This is a genomic window from Marinobacter manganoxydans MnI7-9 (assembly GCF_000235625.1).
Classification (GTDB): Bacteria; Pseudomonadota; Gammaproteobacteria; order Pseudomonadales; family Oleiphilaceae; genus Marinobacter; species Marinobacter manganoxydans.
Window position 1 is genome coordinate 115,044 of record NZ_AGTR01000014.1, and the last position, 21,615, is coordinate 136,658.

At 54.7% G+C, this 21,615-nt stretch carries 17 protein-coding genes; 1 reads left to right on the top strand and 16 read right to left on the bottom strand.

Translation table 11 applies throughout. The annotated features are described in order from the left end of the window. Positions 1-107: 107 nt before the first annotated feature. From KYE_RS03555 to KYE_RS03565, 3 genes are all read right to left on the bottom strand, one after another. The gene (locus tag KYE_RS03555) at positions 108-2,882 is read right to left on the bottom strand and encodes an ATP-binding protein (RefSeq protein ID WP_008170473.1); all 2,775 of its coding nucleotides are present in this window, start codon (positions 2,880-2,882) and stop codon (positions 108-110) included. After that, the gene (locus tag KYE_RS03560) at positions 2,879-3,913 is read right to left on the bottom strand and encodes an ABC transporter substrate-binding protein (protein WP_081467500.1); all 1,035 of its coding nucleotides are present in this window, start codon (positions 3,911-3,913) and stop codon (positions 2,879-2,881) included. Before KYE_RS03560 ends, KYE_RS03555 begins: the two co-directional genes overlap by 4 nt. A 146-nt stretch (positions 3,914-4,059) precedes the next feature. After that, positions 4,060-4,671 (bottom strand): Crp/Fnr family transcriptional regulator, encoded by a 612-nt coding sequence (locus tag KYE_RS03565; RefSeq protein ID WP_008170475.1) that lies wholly within the window; start codon positions 4,669-4,671, stop codon positions 4,060-4,062. A gap of 129 nt (positions 4,672-4,800) precedes the next feature. Here KYE_RS03565 and KYE_RS03570 point away from each other — a divergent pair, with 129 nt between their 5' ends. Then, the gene (locus tag KYE_RS03570; protein WP_008170476.1) at positions 4,801-4,989 is read left to right on the top strand and encodes a DUF2892 domain-containing protein; all 189 of its coding nucleotides are present in this window, start codon (positions 4,801-4,803) and stop codon (positions 4,987-4,989) included. 66 nt (positions 4,990-5,055) lie between these two features. Here the strand turns inward: KYE_RS03570 and KYE_RS03575 are convergent, their stop codons facing one another. From KYE_RS03575 to KYE_RS03635, 13 genes are all read right to left on the bottom strand, one after another. Further along, entirely contained in the window at positions 5,056-5,421 is a 366-nt protein-coding gene (locus KYE_RS03575; RefSeq protein ID WP_008170477.1) for a MerR family transcriptional regulator, read from the bottom strand. Further along, entirely contained in the window at positions 5,402-5,704 is a 303-nt protein-coding gene (gene ihfA / locus KYE_RS03580; protein ID WP_007151838.1) for an integration host factor subunit alpha, read from the bottom strand. Before ihfA ends, KYE_RS03575 begins: the two co-directional genes overlap by 20 nt. Before the next feature lie 3 nt (positions 5,705-5,707). Further along, positions 5,708-8,080: a phenylalanine--tRNA ligase subunit beta gene (pheT, locus tag KYE_RS03585; protein WP_008170483.1), complete on the bottom strand. Its 2,373-nt coding sequence runs from the start codon at positions 8,078-8,080 to the stop codon at positions 5,708-5,710. Between the two features lie 60 nt (positions 8,081-8,140). Further along, the gene (gene pheS / locus KYE_RS03590) at positions 8,141-9,139 is read right to left on the bottom strand and encodes a phenylalanine--tRNA ligase subunit alpha (RefSeq protein WP_008170484.1); all 999 of its coding nucleotides are present in this window, start codon (positions 9,137-9,139) and stop codon (positions 8,141-8,143) included. Between the two features lie 152 nt (positions 9,140-9,291). Beyond that, complete coding sequence (rplT, locus tag KYE_RS03595; RefSeq protein WP_008170485.1) at positions 9,292-9,645, bottom strand: 50S ribosomal protein L20; 354 nt, start codon at positions 9,643-9,645, stop codon at positions 9,292-9,294. Between the two features lie 50 nt (positions 9,646-9,695). Continuing rightward, entirely contained in the window at positions 9,696-9,887 is a 192-nt protein-coding gene (gene rpmI / locus KYE_RS03600; protein ID WP_007151842.1) for a 50S ribosomal protein L35, read from the bottom strand. A 95-nt stretch (positions 9,888-9,982) separates the two neighbouring features. Then, positions 9,983-10,528, bottom strand: coding sequence for a translation initiation factor IF-3 (gene infC / locus KYE_RS20990; protein WP_075267677.1), 546 nt, complete (start codon positions 10,526-10,528; stop codon positions 9,983-9,985). Then, positions 10,525-12,450 carry a threonine--tRNA ligase gene (thrS, locus tag KYE_RS03610; protein ID WP_008170491.1) on the bottom strand — a complete coding sequence of 642 codons (1,926 nt, stop codon included), beginning with the start codon at positions 12,448-12,450 and terminating at the stop codon, positions 10,525-10,527. The genes infC and thrS overlap by 4 nt, the downstream gene beginning before the upstream one ends. 152 nt (positions 12,451-12,602) lie before the next feature. Continuing rightward, positions 12,603-15,206 (bottom strand): TRAP transporter permease, encoded by a 2,604-nt coding sequence (locus KYE_RS03615; protein WP_008170492.1) that lies wholly within the window; start codon positions 15,204-15,206, stop codon positions 12,603-12,605. 81 nt (positions 15,207-15,287) lie between these two features. After that, positions 15,288-16,271, bottom strand: a complete 984-nt coding sequence (locus KYE_RS03620; protein WP_008170494.1) for a TAXI family TRAP transporter solute-binding subunit — start codon at positions 16,269-16,271, stop codon at positions 15,288-15,290. A 185-nt stretch (positions 16,272-16,456) separates the two neighbouring features. Next, positions 16,457-18,841, bottom strand: a complete 2,385-nt coding sequence (locus KYE_RS03625; RefSeq protein WP_008170496.1) for an efflux RND transporter permease subunit — start codon at positions 18,839-18,841, stop codon at positions 16,457-16,459. A gap of 46 nt (positions 18,842-18,887) precedes the next feature. Continuing rightward, positions 18,888-20,036 carry a WD40/YVTN/BNR-like repeat-containing protein gene (locus KYE_RS03630; protein ID WP_227497736.1) on the bottom strand — a complete coding sequence of 383 codons (1,149 nt, stop codon included), beginning with the start codon at positions 20,034-20,036 and terminating at the stop codon, positions 18,888-18,890. 146 nt (positions 20,037-20,182) lie between these two features. Then, entirely contained in the window at positions 20,183-21,568 is a 1,386-nt protein-coding gene (locus KYE_RS03635; protein ID WP_008170500.1) for a DUF1329 domain-containing protein, read from the bottom strand. Positions 21,569-21,615 lie beyond the last annotated feature (47 nt).

A 21,615-nucleotide genomic window follows, 5' to 3' on the forward strand; every position in this document is an offset into this window, starting at 1 on the left:
CACCGGGTTCTGCCTTTGGAGATCCGCTCGCTGTCAGGCCAACGATCAGAATCAAAGCAGCCGGAACCCGATTTCGAGTTGAGGGGCCACCACAGGGATACACGCGTTTATTCATCCAATTCCTCGCGTGTCTGCGCGTACGGATCAGCAAGCAGAGCCAGGAGCTGCTCCACCTCTTTGGACGTTGGTGTAGGTTTGTGACGAAGTGCTTTGCGAGAAGAATCCACGGCCTGAACGAGAGCCTCCAGCTGGAAGTACCCGGCTACTCCATGAATTTGATGCAGCAGGTTTCGAATATCCGCGGGGGCCTCCCTCATCAATGCCGAACTGAGGGCGTCACCCAGATCCCGTAGCTCGTTTTCCAGCTTGGGCCGAAGTCGTTCCGGGATTGCCGCGGTCGATATAGCGCCCTGTTCGTTTACAACGACGGGTTCCGCCATACCCAGCATGTTGGCAATGGTGTTTGCCAGCAACTCGGAATTGATGGGTTTGTGCACAAGCTGAACCCCCGGCCCCGATTCCCTCAAACAGTCCTGGGCACCGAAAACATCTGCGGTGACGATAACCACCGGGACTGAACTCAGGCCGGCATCGTCCAGATTCCGAAGTTGCTTCAAAGCTGACAAGCCGTCGAGGTTTGGCATGTGCAAATCGAGCAGAACCAAATCGACTTTGTGCTCAACCGCACGCGCAACGGCCTCGTGACCATCCCTGGCCAGTACGACATTTGCCCCCCAATCAAGCAACCAGGACTCGATCAGCCGGCGATTGAACTCGTTATCCTCTGCCACAAGCACAGTCCGGGATTGGAGAAATGCCTGGGAAGAGTCACTTGGCGACGAAGATGCAGCCGGACTTGCCGACGTATCCGACAATTCTGCAAGTCGTGTCATAACACTTTCCGTTCGCGCGGGCTTCACCAAAACCTTAACCCTGCCATCAATGTTGATTAACAGATCGGATTCTGAGTGTCGGCTTGTAGCCATCAGAAGAACCGGCCCCGAGAAGCAACGTCGCACTTCCTGGATATTTTCCAGATTGACGCTATCCATATCGCTACGGGGCGATAAGCCAACAATAACGACATCAATGCGTCTGGTGCCGGGCAAGTCATTTGAAAGAACCTGACAGGCATTCTTGGCGCTCTGGGCGGTATACACCGTGATACCCTGCATGACGAGCATGTTCCGCAGACTGTGACGAGCCATAGGGTGCGGCTCGAAAATCAGAACATTCAGTTTCAGTAACGGCTCATCGACGGGTCGTTCGGCCTTAAGCTGGGTATTGATCGGTAGCCTGAACGAAAACTCCGAGCCCTTTCCCGGCTCACTTTCTACCTCTACCGATCCTCCCATCAACCCGGTGATATGCTGGCAAATGGATAACCCGAGCCCCACTCCGCCGAAATTTCGAGTATAGGTAGAGTCATTCTGCTCAAAGGCTTTAAACAGGTTGTCTATCTCATCAGACGGTATCCCGATCCCCGTATCGGACACACTGATTTTGAGCGAGTTATCGGAACGATCCACAGAGGCACGCAAGAGCACATGGCCCTCATGTGTGAACTTGATGGCATTCGCCAAGAGATTGGCAAGCACCTGTTCTATTCGCAGTTCATCCCCCCGAATAAACTCCGGCACATCACTATCAATCAAAGCGACCAGTTCGAGCCCCTTCTCCTGAGCCTCCGTACTGAAAATCGTCGCGATGTTTTCAAGACAGAGACGAATATCGAAGATCGACTCGTTCAGCCTTATTGCGCCCGATTCAGCCTTGGAAAAGCCGAGAATACCGTCGATCAGATGTATCAGGAGCTTGGCAGCCCGGGACATCATTTCAACATATTCTTTCGTCTCAGATGCTGACCCCGGTCTGAGAATACGCTGACTGAATCCATAGATTGCGTTAACCGGCGTTCTTATTTCATGGCTCATGTTGGCCAGAAAATCAGCTTTGACTTTTTCTGCTTCACTGGCCTTGGTACGAGCGGCATCCAGCTCTTTATTTCTCTGCTCCAGCTCACTCACCTTTTTCTGCAGCGACGAGGTTGCATGTGCAATTCGCTCGTGAAGCTGCTGATGGGACAACTCTATGGTCTCAGCCATGATGTTCACGTTGGAGGCCAGGCGAACGATTTCCCCCTTGCCGGTGGGGCGCACCCGTGCAGACATATCGCCATGAGCCAAACGATCAATGGTCTCGGTTACTGCATTAATCGGTCTTGAAAACCGATTTGACAGGTAAAGGGACACCAAAAGACTGAAAACCACCCCGAGAAGCATGACCCACATACTCCGGGTGACCACTTGCCCGGTCGCCAAATCCAGCTCTTTGGTGTCTATGAGCAAGACGACCCATCCCAAGGCTTCAGACGCAGGCAGATTACCCTGCCCGTACAAATCGCCCGAGATATCGAACTCTTTACCGCCAATTGAGCGCACCAGAAATTTCACGTTCCCCTCGAACCGGAAGCTTTCAGATTTCAGCAATTGACTATCTAAAACGTACGCAACACTTCCGGCTTTTTCCCAAGCATCTATAAAGCCCAACACAGCCTTCTGGGGTACCTGTTTTCCTTTGTGGGAGAGCACTCGTCGTTCCGCATCTACAACCGCCACGGAGTCCACCCATCGAGACTCCACGGCCGAATCAAGCAATTTGGCCAGCACCTCCTGATCACCGGAAAAAAGGTAGTATTCGGTCATCTGAGACAGATTTTCTACGATGAGACGAGTCTGACTATGAATGGACTCTTCTTTGTCCTGAATGCCAAAACCACCCACCACAACGCCCAAAATGGACGCGACCAGAATCAAGGGCAGCAGGCCACCCAAAATGATCTGCGCCCGAATACTGGACATGACTGGAAGAGAAATCTTCATTGGTCTTCCGCGTCGGAAGGACGGTTTGGCGGGATATGATCAATTCTGATCCCGAGTGAGTTGGCAACTGAGGGGTTTACCGCATACCGATAATAATCGGGATAAAAGATCTTCGGCGGCTGTCGGTTTGATGCCGCAACCGTAAACGGGGGATGCTCGGGGTTCTCTGTTAGGTGCTCCCCCAGCTGGCAGCCAAGCCCCTCCGAGGTAGAGTAGACCGCAGCCAAGGCGCCTGCTTTTACATAGCCATCTGAATAGCCGAATACCGGTACCTGTTTCTGGTAAGCGGAGTAGAGCAGAAACCTGATCACAGTTGGAGACGTCAAAATTGGATCATAGACAAGAAACAGGCCGTCGCTGGTGTCGAACAGCCCCGCGGAAAGCTTTGGAAGCTCTTCGCCAGATTTCACAACAAACGATTCCACCGTAAAACCGAGACGGCTTGCCTCCTGCGTAATGGCTTCCTTTAAGTGAGCACTTTCCTTTCCGAGAACAGCACTCAGTTTCTCAGCCGCTGGTAACAGAGTTCTGATTAAAGATAGTCGTCTGTTTAGAGGTTGATCAAGGAAAAAGAGAGACGCGACACCTGACCCCTTTTCCCCGCTTTCAAGCAACTGGCGAGCGAAGCTTTCAGGAACCAGCGCGCTTACAAATGGAAGGCCATTCCCATAAAAATGCATGAATTCGGAAGATTTCGTTCCAACCGCCACAACCCTGTGCCCTTCCAATAACTCTGGTCTCGTCTGGACCTGCTTTATTGTCTTTATCCTATAGAACGAAACGGGCGACTCTTTGGTTCCGAAACACGCGGAAAAGCCATCGGCGAAATCTGAATAAACCGCTCCACTCTCCGGAACCAGAAGCAAAACGGGGAATGGCTCGACGCCGGCTTCGGGTTCGGCTTCGGCTTCGGCGATAACGATTCCAGGGACTAGTGCGAGGAGAGCGAACGCGATGCACCGGAACATTGCCAGGCCTGGGCAAGCTTCTAGCTGACTGCCATGTAGGCTTTTCGAGGATCGAGCAGTCATCTCAAGCGCATCCAGGCGTCCCAGATTATTATCCGACAGCTCAACCCATACAGTATCGAAGCTGCGTTTTCTCGATTGTTACTGGCGAGGGCCCACGGGTACAACCACCCAAACGGACCATAGAGAACAAACGGCTGCCATCACGTCTATTGAACAAATGAAATACAACCACGGGAGAGCCTGAGCTTCCCCTGACGTTCGAGCTCTTTGAGCAGTCTGCTGACGACTTCCCTGGCAGTACCGAGTTCTACAGCCAGCTCCTGATGCGTGATTCGTATACTGCCCTCGACAGCCCTCGTTTCCAACCAATGGGCAAGACGCTCATCCATGCGTCTGAACGCAACTTCTTCCACCAGTAACATCAAATCATTCAATCGGCGCCCGTACGATTCCATGACACCAAGCCTGAAATCGGCAGACTGGTCCATCAGCCGGTCAAACAGCCCCCTGGGCACCATAAACACTTCGGCATCTTCTTCAACCACGGCTTCTGCCCGAAAGCCATCGCCTGTCATCAGACAGCCGATAGACAGTGTGCAAATATCATCAGCCCCCATCCGATAAAGCACGATGCTGTGACCTGACAGGCCGGTCATCTGGACTTTTACGGTTCCATTCAGTACCAGAGGAAGTCCCTGACAGGGATCCCCAGCCCGGAACAGAATCTTTCCATGCTCAAAGTGAAGAGACTGCAGGCTGCTGAGGACTTCTTTGCGAAGAGGCCCAGACAATGTTTCAAGAATGCTGTGTTGCACCATCGACTTTTCCATAGATCATCAGATTAGCTCAGCCCGGCGCCCGGCCTTGTGTGACTTTATCACTGAACCGCCAGCGAGCAGGCGCTAAAGTCCGTTCTGTCATCGCATATCAAGCAAGGAGAAAGGATCATGAGCATCAATATGGGATCTGCGGACCGTATCATTCGCGCCATCGTCGGCATTGTACTGCTGGCTCTCGTATTTGTGGGCCCGCAAACACCCTGGGGCTGGATTGGCATTGTGCCCCTGGCAACCGCTTTAGTGGGCAACTGCCCTGCCTATTCGTTGCTGGGCATCAAAACCTGCAGGAAGCAGTAACCATGCGGGCATAAAAAAACCGGGGCAGCCATGCTGTCCCGGTTTTTCTTCTGAGTCTGGCGAACTCTATTTGACGGGCGCGTTCAGCACCTCGAGTACTTCCTCCAACTCGGTAATCATTTGCCGGATCAGTTGCTTGTACTGGGACGTGTCGTCCTTTACCTCGTGGCTACTGAGTTTCTGCTTGGCGCCACCGATGGTGTAGCCCTGGTCGTAGAGCAGGCTCCGAATCTGGCGAATGGTAATAACATCCGCCCGCTGATAATACCGGCGGTTGCCCCGGCGCTTTACCGGCGACAGCTGGGGAAACTCCTGTTCCCAATAGCGAAGTACGTGCGCTTTTACCGCGCACAACTCCGCCACCTCACCGATGGTGAAATAGCGCTTCCCCGGAATCGTGGGAAGTTCGTTGTTATGACTGGGTTCCAGCATACGCTTCTACTTTTTGCTTTAGTTTTTGTCCCGGGCGAAACGTAACGACACGCCGTGCACTGATGGGAATCTCTTCACCGGTTTTCGGGTTCCGTCCCGGCCGCTGCTTCTTGTCCCGAAGGTCGAAGTTACCGAAACCCGACAGCTTCACCTGTTCGTTATGGCTGAGAGCGCCTCTGATCTCATCGAAAAAAGCTTCTACCATTTCCTTGGCTTCGCGCTTGTTCAGGCCCAATTCCTCGTACAACCGCTCTGCCATTTCCGCTTTCGTCAAAGCCGCCATTTCTCAACTCCTCAGTGTTGCCCCCAGCTCTTCTTTCAATGCGTCGATCACACCGTTGAAGAGCGAATGCACTTCATCCTCGTTCAATGTACGTTCGGGATGCTGCCAGAACAGGCTCAGGGCCAGGCTCCGGTTACCTTCACCCAGACTCTCGCCCTCATAGACATCAAACGCACGCAACGCTGTCAGCTGCTCACCGGCATGCTTTCTGGCCACACGCTCTACATCGGCGAACGCTACCTCACTCCCGATAATAATAGCCAAATCCCGACGAACTTCCGGGAATTTTGAAATTTCTTTGAAATTAGGCACATATCCGGTAACGATTGAATTCAAGAATAGCTCAAACATCAGGATCGTGCCATTAAGTTCAAGATTTTTCTGAACTTGTGGATGCAGAGTCCCCAGCCAGCCCACGTGCTCGCCGTCGCGCATGAGTTCTGCAGTCTGTCCCGGGTGCAGCGCAGGATGCTGGCTGCCAACAAAATGGATCTCAATGCCCAGCAGACTGAACAGACTCTCCAAATCCCCTTTTACATCAAAGAAATCCGCGGTTCTGCGACCGTTTGCCCAGTTTTCAGGATACTGGCTGCCAACCACCACACCGGCCAACATCGGTTGTTGATCAATCCGCTCGCCCTCCTGGAGGAAGCGCAGACCGGTTTCGAACAGACGTATGCGCGGCTGCTGGCGATTCTGGTTATGGGCCACGGTTTTCAACAAGCCACTCCAGAGGCTGGTACGCATCACCGACAGATCCGAAGAAATCGGATTGGCCAGCGCGATGCCCTGACGATCGGGGTCCACCAGTTGCTGAACCTTAGGATCGACAAAGCTGTAGGTCACCGCCTCCTGGTACCCATGATCCACAAAGAAGTTGCGGATGGCCGATACCGGGCGAACAGCTTCCTGCTCCGGGCGCAGACCGAGTGAGCCCGTAGGCTCGGTTACAGGCAGATTGTTGTAGCCATAAATTCGACCGACTTCCTCGATCAGGTCTTCTTCAATAGAGATGTCCGGGCGGAAGCTGGGCACACTGACACGCCAGCCGTCTTTCAGGAGCTTTTCCACCCGCAGGCCGAGCCTGGTCAGGATCTCCTCGACGGTGGTGCGATCAATTTCCATACCCAGAACATCGTTAAGCCGGCGGGATCGCAGGTCGACAACCCGATCCTCGGGAATATCCTCATCGCTGGCAACTTCGACGATTTCGCCAGGCTCACCACCAACGATGTCCATCAGCAACCGGGTGGCCCGCTCCATCGCATCCCGCGCCAACTTGTAGTCAACACCTCGCTCGAACCGGTGCGATGCGTCAGTGTGCAAACCATAGTGACGAGCCTTGCCCGCCAGCGTAATCGGATCGAAGTAAGCGGATTCCAGCACCAGGTCCCGCGTTTTCGGACTGACTCCGGAATGCTCACCGCCCATGACACCGGCAATGGCAATCGGCTTCTCATGATCCGCGATCACCAGCGTTCCCTGGGTGAGCTCGACCTCCTGACCATCCAGCAGAACGAGCTTTTCACCAATTCGCGCCATGCGGACAACGATCCCGCCCTGGATTTCGTCACGATCGAAGGCGTGCATGGGCTGGCCTAGTTCCAGCATGACGTAGTTGGTGACATCCACGGCGGCATCAATGGAGCGAATACCTGAACGGCGAAGCTTTTCCTGCATCCACAGGGGCGATTCCGCCTGCAGGTTCACATTGCGCAGAATACGGCCAAGGTACCGCGGGCAGCCTGCCGGCGCCTCCACCCGGATATCAGGCACTTCAGAGTGCACCGATTCCACGGGCTCGATTGCCGGGCTGTTGACCAGCATGCTGTTCAGAACACCCACTTCACGGGCGATACCCTTGATAGACAGGCAATCGGCGCGATTCGGAGTCAGATCCACATCAATGGTGACATCGTTCAGCTTCAGGTAATCGGCCACGTCCTGCCCCACCGGTGCGTCCGCCGGGAGCTCCATCAGGCCATCGTGATTATCGGAGAGCCCAAGCTCTGACTCGGAACAAAGCATGCCCTCAGAAGGCTGACCGCGAAGCTTGGCCTTCTTGATTTTGAAATCACCGGGCAGAACCGCCCCCACCACGGCAAAAGGAACCTTCATACCTTCACGGACATTGGGAGCGCCACAGACCACCTGAACCTCGGAGGCACCATCACTGACCTGGCAAACCCGCAGCTTGTCTGCATCAGGATGTGGCCCTACTGACTGAACTTCTCCAACGACCACGCCGCTGAATTGACCGGCCACCGGCTCGAAACCGTCCACTTCCAGACCTGCCATGGTGATCTGGTCCATTAATTCCTGGGTATCGATTTGCGGGTTAACCCACTCGCGCAGCCACTGTTCACTGAATTTCATGGTTATTGCCTTGTCCTGATGCGGTTATGCCTGTTTGATTGGATGCCGTGATCTTGCCGGTTAACGGAACTGGCGCAGGAAGCGCAGATCATTTTCGAAAAACATACGCAGATCGTTCACGCCGTAGCGAAGCATGGCCAGGCGCTCTACCCCCAGACCGAATGCGAAGCCACGGTATTCCTCGGCATCGATTCCGCAATATTCAAACACCTTGGGATGCACCATTCCGCAACCCATGACTTCAAGCCACTTGATGCTGCCATCGGCTTCCCGACCCCATTCAATGTCCACTTCTGCGGAGGGCTCCGTAAACGGGAAATAGGAGGGCCGAAAGCGGACCTGAAGGTCCCGCTCAAAGAACACTCGCAGGAATTCTTCAACAGTACTTTTGAGATCCGCGAAGCTGACATTTTTCTCGACCAGCAACCCCTCCACCTGGTGGAACATGGGGGTGTGCGTCATATCCGAATCACAGCGGTAAACCCGGCCCGGGCAGATCATCCGGAATGGTGGCTTGCCCGCTTCCATGGTTCGAATCTGTACCGGCGAAGTGTGAGTTCGCAGCAGGGTGCCCGGGTTAAAATAGAACGTATCGTGCATCGCGCGAGCAGGGTGATGGCCAGGGATGTTGAGGGCCTCGAAGTTGTGGTAATCGTCTTCGATCTCGGGCCCCTGCTCGACGGTATAGCCGGCCCGGGCGAAGAAATGCTCGATCCGCTGGAGGGTGCGGGTAACCGGGTGCAATCCACCCAGGTCCTGACCACGGCCAGGCAGAGTCACATCAATGGATTCACTGGCAAGTTTCTGCTCGATGGCGGCACGTTCAAGATCGCTTCGCCGGGCATTGATGGCTTCTTCGACCTGCCCCTTGGCTTCATTGATTTTCTGGCCGGCGGCAGGGCGCTCCTCAGCAGAAAGCTTGCCCAGAGTTTTCGCCTGCTGGGTAATCACACCCTTCTTGCCAAGATACTCAACACGAATTTGATCAAGTGCCTGCAGGCTGTCGGCGCTATCAACTGCTGCCAGCCCGTCCTGAACCAGTTGCTCCAGGTTTTCCATTGACCCTGCTCCAAACCAGAAATGGAAGTGCTTAAAAACGTAACTTCAAAAACAAAAATAGGGGAAGAGCGTGCCCTTCCCCTATCAGGAGGCGCCGTCATGAAATCATGAGACGCCCATATCGATCAGCAATCGATGAAAGAGCTAAGCGATCACAGGGACGCTTTGGCCTTCTCAACAACAGCGGCAAACGCCTGCTGCTCGTTCATGGCCAGATCGGCCAGAACCTTACGATCGATTTCAACGTTAGCCTTTTTCAGACCAGCGATCAGACGGCTGTAAGACAGACCGTTAGCGCGGGCACCAGCATTGATACGGGCAATCCACAGAGCGCGGAAAGCACGCTTGCGGTTACGACGGTCACGGTAGGCGTACTGACCGGCCTTGATAACCGCTTGCTTGGCTACACGGAATACCCGGCTACGAGCGCCGTAGTAACCTTTGGCCTGATTGAGAATCTTTTTGTGACGACGGCGTGCGACCACACCACGTTTTACACGAGCCATACTTTAATCCTTCTACCTGTACTTTCTAAGGAATGATACTCGCGGCTGGATCAGCACGCGGTCATACGCTTGATAGATGCAACATCCGACTTGGCGATGAGCTTGGTGCCGCGCAGCTGACGCTTACGCTTCGGGCTCTTCTTGGTCAGGATGTGACTGGTGAAGGACTGCTTGTGCTTGAAGCCGGTGGCGGTTTTCTTGAACCGCTTGGTGGCTCCGCTTTTGGTTTTCATCTTAGGCATTTTTTAAAACTCCGCATTCTATTTTTAAATAAACAATAATGTGCCCCTGAACGACAAATCCCCCGCATGCGCGGGGGACAAGCACCCGATCAGGTTCACTTCTTCTTGCGGGGCGCCACAACCATGGTCATCTGCCGGCCTTCCATTTTCGGCCGCATCTCTACCTGGGCAAGCTCTTCAATATCTGCTTCTATGCGCTGCATGAGCTGCATACCAATTTCCTGGTGTGCCATCTCACGGCCACGGAAGCGGATAGTGATTTTGCCGCGGTCCCCGTTTTCAAGGAAACGTACCAGGTTGCGTAGTTTGACCTGATAATCCCCTTCTTCAGTTCCTGGACGGAACTTAAGCTCTTTGACCTGCGTCTGCTTCTGCTTTTTCTTGGCAGCCGCCTTGGCCTTCTTCTCGTCGAAGATTTTCTTGCCGTAGTCCATTATCTTACAGACGATCGGATCGGAATCCGTAACCTGGACCAGGTCAAGAGATGCCTCTTCTGCTTGCTTGAGAGCATCCTCTATTGGTACTACACCGACCTGATTGCCTTCTGCGTCAATCAGTCGGACTTCGGTTGCGTCAATATTCTCATTGATAGGCGCCTTTGGTGTGCGCCCACCCCGATTCGCTCGCTGTTTAATAATCAGATCTCCGTCTTTGTTTTGCCCTTGCGTTCAACATCTTCACTTAAGAATTGCTCAAACGCTTCAAGCGATAAAGTTCCCAAATCTTCGCCCTTGCGGGTTCTCACCGCAACGGCGTTGTTGTCGACTTCTTTGTCACCGACAACGACAAGGTAGGGAACCTTGTTAAGAGTATGCTCGCGGATTTTAAAGCCGATCTTCTCGTTTCTCAAGTCAGCATTAACCCTATAGCCCAAAGAATCCCACTTTTTCGCCAGATTCTGACAATAATCACGCTGATTATCGGTAATATTGAGAATCGCAACTTGAGTCGGCGCGAGCCAGGTCGGGAAAGCGCCTTCATATTCCTCGATCAGGATACCAATGAAACGCTCGAAGGAACCCAATACAGCCCGGTGAAGCATAACCGGGGTCTTCCGCTCTGAGTTGTCGGCAACATACTGCGCCCCCAGGCGACCTGGCATCGAAAAGTCCACCTGAATAGTGCCACACTGCCACACCCGTCCGATACAGTCTTTCAAAGAGAACTCGATTTTCGGGCCATAGAAGGCGCCTTCACCCGGAAGCAATTCCCAATCTACCCCTTCACGGTTGAGTGCTTCTTCCAAAGCAGCCTCTGCCTTGTCCCAGACCTCATCGGAGCCAACCCGTTTTTCCGGACGGGTTGAGAGCTTGTACAGGATTTCGGTAAACCCGAAGTCTGTGTAGATCTCGTGCAGCATTTCAATAAATGCCGAGACTTCCTGCTGAATAGAATCTTCTTCGCAGAAAATGTGGGCATCGTCCTGGGTAAAGCCCCGAACACGCATCAGTCCATGCAGCGCCCCGGAGGCCTCGTTCCGGTGGCAGGAGCCGAATTCCGCCAGTCTCAGGGGCAGATCCTTGTAGCTTTTCAGACCCTGGTTGAAGACCTGCACGTGGCAGGGACAGTTCATGGGCTTGATGGCGTAGTCGTGCTTCTCCGACTCGGTGGTGAACATGTCGTCCTTGAACTTGTCCCAGTGCCCTGACTTCTCCCACAGGGTCCGTGACACCACCTGTGGTGTCTTGATCTCCTTGTAGCCATGCTCCTGCTGCTTGCGGCGCATGTATTGCTCAACTTCCTGATACAGCGACCAGCCATCCGGGTGCCAGAAAACCATGCCCGGTGCTTCTTCCTGCATATGGAACAAGCCAAGCTTCTTGCCGACCTTCCGGTGATCCCGCTTCTCGGCCTCTTCCAGACGGTGCAAATAGGCTTTGAGATCTTTCTTGTTACCCCAGGCGGTTCCGTACACGCGCTGAAGCTGCTCATTGCTGGTGTCGCCACGCCAATACGCGCCGGCCACCTTGGTCAGTTTGAAGGCCTTCAGCTTGCCGGTGCTGGGAACGTGGGGACCGCGGCACAGGTCGATAAAATCGCCCTGGCTGTAAAATGAAAGGTCCTCATCGCCGGGAATGTCCTGAATGATACGGACCTTGTATTCTTCGCCCATATCCTCAAAGAGCTTGATCGCCTCATCGCGGGACATGATGGAGCGAGAAACCGGCAAGTCCTGTTTGGAGAGCTCTTCCATCCGCTTCTCGATCCGCGCCAGATCCTCATTGGTGAACGGGCGGTCGTACTTGAAGTCGTAGTAGAAGCCATTGTCGATAACCGGGCCAATGGTGACCTGGGCTCCTGGAAACAGTTCCTGGACAGCCATGGCCATCAAGTGCGCCGTAGAATGGCGAATGATATCAACGCCGTCTTCATCACGCTCGGTGACGATTGCCAGCTCGGCATCGTTTTCGATGCGATAACTGGTGTCCACGAGCTGGCCATCCACCTTTCCGGCAAGGGCGGCTTTGGCAAGGCCAGCGCCGATATCGGCGGCGACATCATGAACGGTTACGGGTTCGGCAAAACTGCGATGGCTACCATCGGGCAGGGTTACGACGGGCATGAAAGGCTCCTGTTGGTTACTCAGCGGTGATCTATACCAGAGACCACATGGTGACGGCACGGCGCGATACAAACCGCGGGCCGCTTCGAGGCGAAGTCTAACAGAAAAAAACCCGGCAGGTTAATGCCGGGTTTGCACGGACAGGTGTGGCGTCAGGCTGGCTGGCCGGCGGCTTCCTCCCTGGCCCGCCGACGCAACTGACCAAACGCCAGAAGGCCGAGTAACACCAGAGCAGGAATGAACATCAGCTCTTTTGGCGGCCGTTCCAGGTCAACCTGCACGGCATCGATGGTCCAGCCAAACTGGATGCCAGCATCCTCCGCCGGGCTACCGAAACCAACGAAGTCTACCGCCATCTTTTCGCCATCCGGGCTGAGTTCAAGGCCGGCGTCCATCAGACGTTGCTCGGGCGTGTCGCCAGCGGGAATCTCAAGCCGCACATAGGTGGTCACCTCGTCGCCGTCAATCGTCATCCCGGAAGCCTTCAGGACAATCGGTTTGTCTGCTGGCACATCCTCAACATACTCCATGATCTCGGCGCCGGGCCGATCTGCCGTGGGCGGGTAAACCATATCCCACCAGAAGCCGGGCCGGAACATGGTGAACGTAATCAGCAGCAATAACAGCGATTCCCACTTATAGCTCTTGGTAAACCAGAACCCCTGCGTGGCCGCGGAAAAGACCAGCATCGCAGTGACTGCACTGAAGATCGTAACCAGCAGGTCAAACCATCCGGTCAACCCAATGAGCAACAACTGGGTATTGAAAATAAACATGAACGGGAGGATCGCCGTACGGATGTCGTAGGTGAAGCCCTGGATACCCGTTCGTATGGGATCGGCGCCGGATATGGCAGCGGCGGCATAAGCCGCCAACCCCACGGGCGGCGTATCGTCCGCCAGAATGCCAAAGTAGAACACAAACAGATGCACCGCAATCAGCGGCACGATCAGCCCATTCTGGGCGCCCAGAGTGACGATTACCGGCGCCATCAGCGTGGACACAACGATGTAGTTGGCAGTGGTCGGCAAACCCATGCCGAGGATCAGGCTGATAATGGCCGTGAAGATCAGCATCAGCAGCAGGTTGCCGCCAGACAGGAACTCGACAAATTCGGTCATCACCAGGCCAATACCGGTCAGGGTAACCGTACCCACCACGATACCGGCGGTGGCAGTTGCCACGCCAATACCCACCATGTTTCGGGCACCGGTGGCGAGCGAATGCGCAAGATCAAACACGCCATCCTTGAACGCAGTGAGGAAGTTGCCGTGCTTGTAGAAAAAGGCCTTCAACGGTCGCTGTGTAACAACAATGAAAATCATGAACAGCGTGGCCCAGAACGCCGACAGCTGTGGCGAGAAACGCTCAACAGTAAGGCACCAGACCAGCACTACAACGGGCAGAAGAAAGTACAGCCCGGTCTTTACAGTTGGGCCAACCGGCGGCAATTCGCCCATGTCCTTATCCGGATCGTCTTCCTCGAGTTCCGGAAATCGGGTGGCATAGCCAACCAGGCCGATATAGATCAGCACCAGCAAAGGTGCCAACACCCACATCGCCGCTTCACCGAAAAGCGTTTTCGTCCAGCCGATCCCGTAATACACCACCAGGGTCAGCACACTCAGGCCGATGAGGATAACGACCCAATTCAGCATCCGCTGGGCAAGAGTCGGCTTGTTGAGACGCTCAATGCCCTGCATGTTCAGCTTGCAGGCCTCAAGGTGCACGATATAAATCAGTGCCACATAGGAAATCATCGCAGGGAGGATGGCGTGCTTGATGACCTCCAGGTAGGAGATACCCACATATTCGACCATCAGGAAAGCGGCCGCGCCCATGATGGGAGGTGTCAGCTGGCCGTTGGTTGATGCGGCCACTTCCACTGCGCCGGCCTTGGTAGCCGGAAAACCAACCCGCTTCATCAGCGGAATGGTGAACGTGCCGGTAGTGACGACGTTGGCAATAGACGAACCGGAAATAACGCCGCTTAAACCACTGGAAACCACCGCAGCTTTGGCGGGACCACCACGCATATGCCCCAACATGGCATAGGCGACTTTAATAAAGTAATTACCGGCGCCTGCTCTCTCAAGCAGCGCGCCAAACAACACGAACAGAAAGACGAAGCTCGTGGAAACCCCAAGTGCAACGCCAAACACGCCCTCAGTGCCCAACCACTGGTGCGACGCCAGCTTACTGAGGCTCACGCCTTTATGGGCAATCACATCCGGCATATAGGGGCCGGCAATCGAGTATGTGATGAAGACCGCAGCAACGATAGTCAGCGGGAGCCCGAGCGACCTACGCGTGGCTTCCAGCAAAAGCACGAGACCGATAAGCGCAACCCACAGATCCTGGGTGATCGGCGCGCCGGGCCGCGTTGAAAGCTCTTCGTAAAAAACGTAGAGGTATGAGGCGCAGAAAGCGGCAACAAGCGCCAGAATCCAGTCATAGATGGGGACGATATTTACATGCCGCCCCTTGATCATCGGGAAGGCAGAAAACGCCAGGAAAACGGCAAACGCAAGATGGATCGAGCGCGCTTCCGTGGAATTAAAGATTGCGAAATTGAAGATATAGGGCAGCGGTGACGCAATCCAGAGCTGAAACAACGACCACACCAGGGGAACGATAAAAAGAATAACCGCAGCATATCCGCTGGTCGCCCTGCCCCCGGTTTCAGTCTGCAGGATCTGGTCTACATTACTGCTACCACCAGCACCAGCTCCGTTAGCCGGATCGCTCGTCGCCATAAATTAGTCCCGTACGTAAAAATCAATCTCTGAAAGGGCGTCACAGCGGGCTTGAGCCCGCTGTGACGGAGTGCAGGCAGATCAGTCGATCAGACCAGCTTCTTTGTAGTACTTGGCAGCACCCGGGTGCAGAGGCGCACTCAGGGCATCAGAGACCATTTCTTCCTTGTTCAGGTTGGCAAATGCAGGATGCAGGCGCTTGAAGCTGTCGAAGTTCTCGAAAACAGCCTTCACAACCGCGTAAACAACGTCATCGGGCACATCAGTGGATGACACAAAGGTTGCCGCAACGCCGAAGGTGGTAACGTCATCGTCACTGCCACGATACATACCACCAGGGATGACTGCCTTACGATAGTACGGGTTTTCGTCGATCAGCTTCTGTGTGGCAGCGTTATCAACGTTAACCAGTACACTGTCACAGGAGGTGGTCGCTTCCTTGATTGCACCAGAGGGGTGGCCAACCGTGTAGAAGAAGGCATCAATGTTACCGTCACACAGGGCCTGGGACTGCTCCGCGGCCTTGATTTCGGCAGCCAGTGAGAACTTGTCCAGCGTCCAGCCCATCTCATCCATCAGGACTTCAGCAGTGGCGCGCTGCCCTGAACCGGGGTTGCCGACAGATACCCGCTTGCCTTCCAGGTCTTCAAAGGTTTTGATGCCTGAGCCCTTGCTGGCAACAACAGTGAACGGTTCCGGATGCAGAGAAAAGACCGCGCGGAGATCTTTGTTAGCACCATCATCCTTGAACTGGCTGGTGCCATTGTAGGCATGGTACTGCCAGTCGGACTGGGCAACTGCCAGATCGAGCTCGCCCTGGCGGATGGCATTCAGGTTGTAGACGGAACCACCGGTACTCTCCACAGAGCAGCGAATACCGTGCTCTTTACGGTCCATGTTCACCAGACGACAGATAGCACCGCCAGCCGGGTAATAAACGCCGGTTACACCGCCGGTGCCGATGGTCACGAAGCGCTGCTCCTGGGCGGAAACGGAGGTTGAAGCAGCGCCCAGGCTGACTGCGGCAGCGACAGCGAATGCGGAGGCTTTAAGTTTCAGTGTCATGTGAGTTCTTCCTTTTTTCTGTTCATTGTAATTCGGCGCCCGCTTCGGGAGCGGGCAAGACGTACGATCACCATAAAACATAGACCACTTCACACCATAAATAAAGTATGGATTAGCTCGCTAACCGGTTGACCAGACAACAAAAAAGCCCGCAAAGCGGGCTTTTTTGCAGGTCGGTGCGAATGTTATTTCGCAGCTCGAGCCTTGGCAAGCATCTGATCCGGCCGCAGCAGGAACCGGGCCAGGGCCGGCAACAGCCAGATGGCTCCAACCATGTTCCAGAGGAACATGAAGAACAGCAGGAAGCCCATGTCGGCCTGGAACTTGATTGGCGAGAATATCCAGGTGACAACACCCAGACCCAGAGTCACACCGGTAAACATAACCGCCTTACCAGTGGAGCGCAGGGTCTCGTAGTAAGCCTCCTGAAGCGTTTTGCCTTCAAGCAGGTATTTCTCCAGCTTGCTGTAGATATAAATGCCGTAGTCGACACCTATACCGACACCCAGGGCAATAACCGGCAGGGTCGCCACTTTGATACCAATGCCGGATACCGCCATGATTGCCTCACAGAGGATCGAAGTCAGTCCCAGAGGTATCACGATACACAGCACCGCACGGATCGAACGGAAGGTCGCGAAGCACAGCAAACTCACCACACTGTAAACGAGGATCAGCATCTTATCCTTGGCGCCGGAGATAACCTCGTTAGTAGCGGCCTCGACACCGGCGTTACCCGCCGCTAGCAGGAACCTGTGCTCATCAGTGCTGTTGTTCCCGGCAAACTGTTCGACGCGCTCAACGACGGTTTCCAGAGTTTCTGCCTTGTGGTCCTCAAGGAAGACCAGTACTGGCGTCAGGCTGCAATCAGTGTTGATCAACCCGGCAGGCGCCTCACGAATGGACGCATTGATAATGGTCTGGTTGCGGGAGATCTCATACCACTTCCAGTTGCCCTCGTTCAGAGCCTTGGTCACCATCTTGGAAACATCTGCAAGTGATACCGAAGACTGAACGCCCGGCGTGTTCTGAAGCTCCCACTGCAGAGTATCCATGGCCCGCAGCACATTATACTGCGTGCACTGCTCTTCCGGTGTTTTGACCATCACCACCAATACATCCGCACTGGTCGAGTAATTATTGATGATGTAGGCATTGTCCTTGTTGTAGCGGGAGTCCGCACGAAGCTCAGGCGCACCCTGATCCAGGTCGCCAATCTTCAGGTCCTGCTTGTAATAAAGACCAAGACCGAGACCAATTACAGCAATCAACAACGAAATTGGCGCAACGCCCGGATGGGAGAAGTAGGACAAAACACGCCATTTCCGATCCTGTTTTTCGCCGTGATTCTGCACGTGACGAATACCCCCTTTGGAGATACCGACATAGGACATAATCAATACATGCAAAACCAGGTTGGTGAAGATCACGAACGCCACACCAATACCTGCGGCAACAGCCAGGTCCCGGATAACGTCGATCTCGATAAAGAACAGGGTCAGGAAACCAAAGGCATCCGAAATCAGAGCCAGCATGCCCGGAATGTAAAGAGCACGGAAAGCCAGGCGCGCAGCGGTCACCGCATCAAAGCCCTTGGCAGCTTCAACCGCCATGGCATTCACAATCTGAACGCCGTGACTGATACCAATCGCAAACACCAGGAATGGCACCAGCACCGAATAAGGATCCAGCCCGTAGCCCAGCAGCCGAAGCGTACCCAACTGCAGGAACACTGCAATGATTGAGGTAAAGACAGGAACCAGGGTGCCGGCAATAGCCCGCGAGTACCAGAACAGAAGCAGCGTGGTCAGCAGAATGGTAATCCCTGCAAACCAGGCAATAGAACCAATCCCCTCAATCAGATCGCCGACCTTCTTGGCGAAACCGACTATATGAATCTTGATGTTCGGGTTCTGTTCTTCGTACTTTTCACGAATCTTTTCTTCAAGCTGACGGGAAAATTCGCCGTAGTCCAGAGCCTCACCGGTCTCCGGATTCTTCTCGTACAGCGGCGCGTAAACGATCGTTGATTGGAAGTTATCAGAGATCAGGCGCCCGACTTCGTTGGAACGAAGAACGTTCTGGCGAAGCTTCTCCAGACTGTCCCGGGAGCCGTCATAGCCGTCCGGTATGACAGTGCCACCCTGAAAACCCTGTTCGGTAACCTCAACCCAGCGGACATTCGACGTCCAGAGGGATTTGAGACCCGAACGATCCACGCCGTTGAGATAAAAAACCTCGTCGGTGATCTGCTTCAGGGTTTCCATGTACTCTTGGGTGAAAATATCGCCCTCTTCTACCTCGACGGCGATACGAACGAAGTTACCGAGGTTTTCAAGATCATCCCGGTGCTCAAGCATATTTACAATGTAGGGATGCTCAAGCGGAATCATTCGCTCGAAGCTGGCATCCGGCTGGATCTTGACGGCGTTATACCCCAGAAACAGCGTCAACACGGCGAAGACGACAAGAATGATTGGCCGATTATTGAAGATCAGCCTTTCGAGAAAGGGTTCGGCCTTGGGCGTGGTCAGATAGTGCTCGCCCTTGTCATGCTTAGGGTTGGACATTCAAAAGCCCCTCTATTATTCGTTCGGTTGTTGCCACATCAGGGCGTTATTGAAGGTTTCTTCCACGGGCGTCTGTGATTTTTACGCCACCTTCGCCGACAATCAGCAGGTCTGTTCCTGAGATAGGCACCGCGCTCATGACACCTTCACGATCACTTCTGAAATGCTCGCGGAAGGTTTCGGCGCCATTGGTGCTCATCAGTACCGCACCACTATTACCTACCAGGGTGATACGACCATCTTCCGAAACGACGCCGTCGTTGAGCGTAGCCCCAGCTGAATTGGGGACCATCCGCCAGCTTCTGCCGAGGTCTGAAGAGAACAGCATGTTGCCACGAAGGCCGAAGGCGAGCATCTCGTTCACCCGGCCTGTACCGATGACACCGAACAGGGAGCCTTCATAAGGCGCCTCACGGCGCTCAAAGGTCTCACCACCGTCTACAGAGACATGTATCTGACCGGCTTCACCAACGACCACCAGTGCACCACCCGTGATCCGGGTAATGCCATTGAGATGGAAGTTCTGCCGGTTATCAATTCTTGGCGCCCAGTCTTTCCAGGTCTCACCACCGTCCATGGTGCGCAGGAACATACCGTAAGCGCCTACCACAAAACCGCGGTTCTCGTTTTCAAACCAGACATCCAGCAGCGGGTTAACTGGACCAATGTCCATATCCGCCTGAATGTTCTCGAGGGCAAAGTAAAGGTCGTCCAGTGCCCACTCGAGATCCTCTTTCTCTTCTTCGGGCGCTTCTTCGATGCGCTCCTCCATGGCGGCAATCTGCTCTTCCCGGCTCTCAATGGCCAGTTCCATGGCGCGGATACCGTCAATCTGAAGGTCCCAGGTGGCCCCGGCGTCGCTGGTATGGAGGACAACGCCGCTGTGGCCCACGGCCCAGCCATGGCTGTCGGAGCCAAAATCGATCCCTGTCAGGGTCACAGAAACAGGTACCTCACCCTGAACCCAGGTTTTCCCCTCATCATCCGAGTAGATGATATGGCCGCGTTCTCCCACGGCCACAATGCGATCCCCAACCCGGGTCGCATCGGTGAGAAGATTTTCCGGGGCCAGATCCGTCGGCCGGGCCGGGGTTTCGATGATATCTGCAAGCGCAAACGCTGCAGGGGCAGACCAGACCATGGAAAGTCCAAGGCAGGCAGCGCCCAGAGTCTTGCACATCAACCTTTTAGCCATTCAGATTGCCTATTATGTTGTATTGAACTGTGTCTCTGACCGGCAAAGCCGGGAATAACTGTAAACATACCGGCAACCTTACGATTGCCGGTATGTCGGGTCGCCACTTCCTGTGGGCGGGGACGCATCCCTCGGCCAACAGTGCGTTAGCGAACACTCCTGCGGCGCAGGGAAGCCGGCGAGAAGTAACGCTTGTTCGGGACCTCATTGGTGAACACGCGGGTATTGGCCTCTTCTGTGTCCAAACCGAGTACATGATAACGACGGGCCTGAAGGTCATGATAGACGTCAAGAACCGTCCACACACCTGGAAGTTCATAATAATTTTTCGGCAGCCCCATCGTGACACGCCAGAGTTCGCCGCGACCGTCGTATTGATCCAGCAGAACCGTGTTCCAGCTGTCCTCGTCGATATAGAAGCGGCGCTTGCCATAGATATGGCGCTCACCGTCTTTCAGTGTGGCTTCTACCACGTGCACACGGTGAAGCTCCCAGCGGGTGAGGTCCGGATTCAGATGGGAGATACCGAGGATTTCCTCGTAAGGAAGACCTTTTTCCCCAATTCGGTAATTGTTGTAGGGGATGTAGATTTCCCGCTTGCCTTCGTAATTCCAGTTATAGCGATCCAGGGCCCCGTTGAAGATATCGGTATCATCTGCGGTCCGGAGGTTGTCAGCCGCTGCAATCGGGGAGTCGTACCCCAGGTTTGGCGCCCGACGTACCCGACGCTGACCGGCGTTGTAGCCCCAACCATTCCGGGGATTGATGATCTGATTCAGGGTCTCATGAATCAGAATGGCGCCACCGGCAAGGCGGGGTGGTGACTGGGTAAACGACAGGTAGTAGAAGATCACGTTATCCAGATCTTCTTCACCGCCTTCCGGGTTGTAGTAGTTGAAGAAGGCTTCCTGTTGAGAGGTAACCAGCGAGTAGTCACCGTTGGTCTGGACTGCCACCTCACTGGAGCGACGGGTTATATTCACGCCCCGCCAGCGGGTCAGGTGGTTCCAGACCGCCTGCCAGGCCTTCTGCTCGTCATTGCCGTGCAGGATCGGGAATGGGTAACCGCCAAAGGCTCCGTCCAGGCCTTCGCCCTGGCCAACAATCTCCGCGCTTACCGCGTTTTCACGGGTATTCTCAGCCACCCAATCAGGGACCGCATGGGTACGACGGGACTGGTAAACGGGCACACGGAATGTGGTCGGGTAGGTTTCGAGCATCGCCTTCACACCGTCAGTGAGGTACTCCTCATACTGATCCATGTTGGCAGGCGTAATGGTAAAAAGGACTTCATCATCCGGGAACGGATTAATGTGGTGCTGTCCGCTTCCCTCATAGCCGGGAGGCGGCTCTGTCAAGCCTCCGGTCCAGGCCGGAATGGTTCCGGCGCTGTTGCCGGCCTTGGGCGAGCCAAAGGGTGTCAACTCCTGGCCCAGACGGGCCGCTTCACTGGCGGAGACCGCCGCCCACGCAGGCGCTGATGCCACGGAGAAAGCCAGCAGGCCGCCGAGAATCGCATTTTTGTTATACATCATTGTGAAACCTTAAGTGCGTCTGGAAGCCTCTGCGGAGGCTTTTT

Excerpts from the sequence above, each read along its gene's own strand:
- KYE_RS03560 (WP_081467500.1), bottom strand. The coding sequence starts at position 3,913 with ATGACTGCTCGATCCTCGAAAAGCCTACATGGCAGTCAGCTAGAAGCT.
- KYE_RS03565 (WP_008170475.1), bottom strand. The coding sequence starts at position 4,671 with ATGGTGCAACACAGCATTCTTGAAACATTGTCTGGGCCTCTTCGCAAA.
- pheS (WP_008170484.1), bottom strand. The coding sequence starts at position 9,139 with ATGGAAAACCTGGAGCAACTGGTTCAGGACGGGCTGGCAGCAGTTGAT.
- KYE_RS03625 (WP_008170496.1), bottom strand. The coding sequence starts at position 18,841 with ATGTCCAACCCTAAGCATGACAAGGGCGAGCACTATCTGACCACGCCC.
- KYE_RS03570 (WP_008170476.1), top strand. The coding sequence starts at position 4,801 with ATGAGCATCAATATGGGATCTGCGGACCGTATCATTCGCGCCATCGTC.
- pheT (WP_008170483.1), bottom strand. The coding sequence starts at position 8,080 with ATGAAATTCAGTGAACAGTGGCTGCGCGAGTGGGTTAACCCGCAAATC.
- KYE_RS03555 (WP_008170473.1), bottom strand. The coding sequence starts at position 2,882 with ATGAAGATTTCTCTTCCAGTCATGTCCAGTATTCGGGCGCAGATCATT.
- KYE_RS03630 (WP_227497736.1), bottom strand. The coding sequence starts at position 20,036 with ATGGCTAAAAGGTTGATGTGCAAGACTCTGGGCGCTGCCTGCCTTGGA.
- KYE_RS03635 (WP_008170500.1), bottom strand. The coding sequence starts at position 21,568 with ATGTATAACAAAAATGCGATTCTCGGCGGCCTGCTGGCTTTCTCCGTG.
- rpmI (WP_007151842.1), bottom strand. The coding sequence starts at position 9,887 with ATGCCTAAGATGAAAACCAAAAGCGGAGCCACCAAGCGGTTCAAGAAA.
- ihfA (WP_007151838.1), bottom strand. The coding sequence starts at position 5,704 with ATGGCGGCTTTGACGAAAGCGGAAATGGCAGAGCGGTTGTACGAGGAA.
- KYE_RS03575 (WP_008170477.1), bottom strand. The coding sequence starts at position 5,421 with ATGCTGGAACCCAGTCATAACAACGAACTTCCCACGATTCCGGGGAAG.
- KYE_RS03615 (WP_008170492.1), bottom strand. The coding sequence starts at position 15,206 with ATGGCGACGAGCGATCCGGCTAACGGAGCTGGTGCTGGTGGTAGCAGT.
- rplT (WP_008170485.1), bottom strand. The coding sequence starts at position 9,645 with ATGGCTCGTGTAAAACGTGGTGTGGTCGCACGCCGTCGTCACAAAAAG.
- thrS (WP_008170491.1), bottom strand. The coding sequence starts at position 12,450 with ATGCCCGTCGTAACCCTGCCCGATGGTAGCCATCGCAGTTTTGCCGAA.
- KYE_RS03620 (WP_008170494.1), bottom strand. The coding sequence starts at position 16,271 with ATGACACTGAAACTTAAAGCCTCCGCATTCGCTGTCGCTGCCGCAGTC.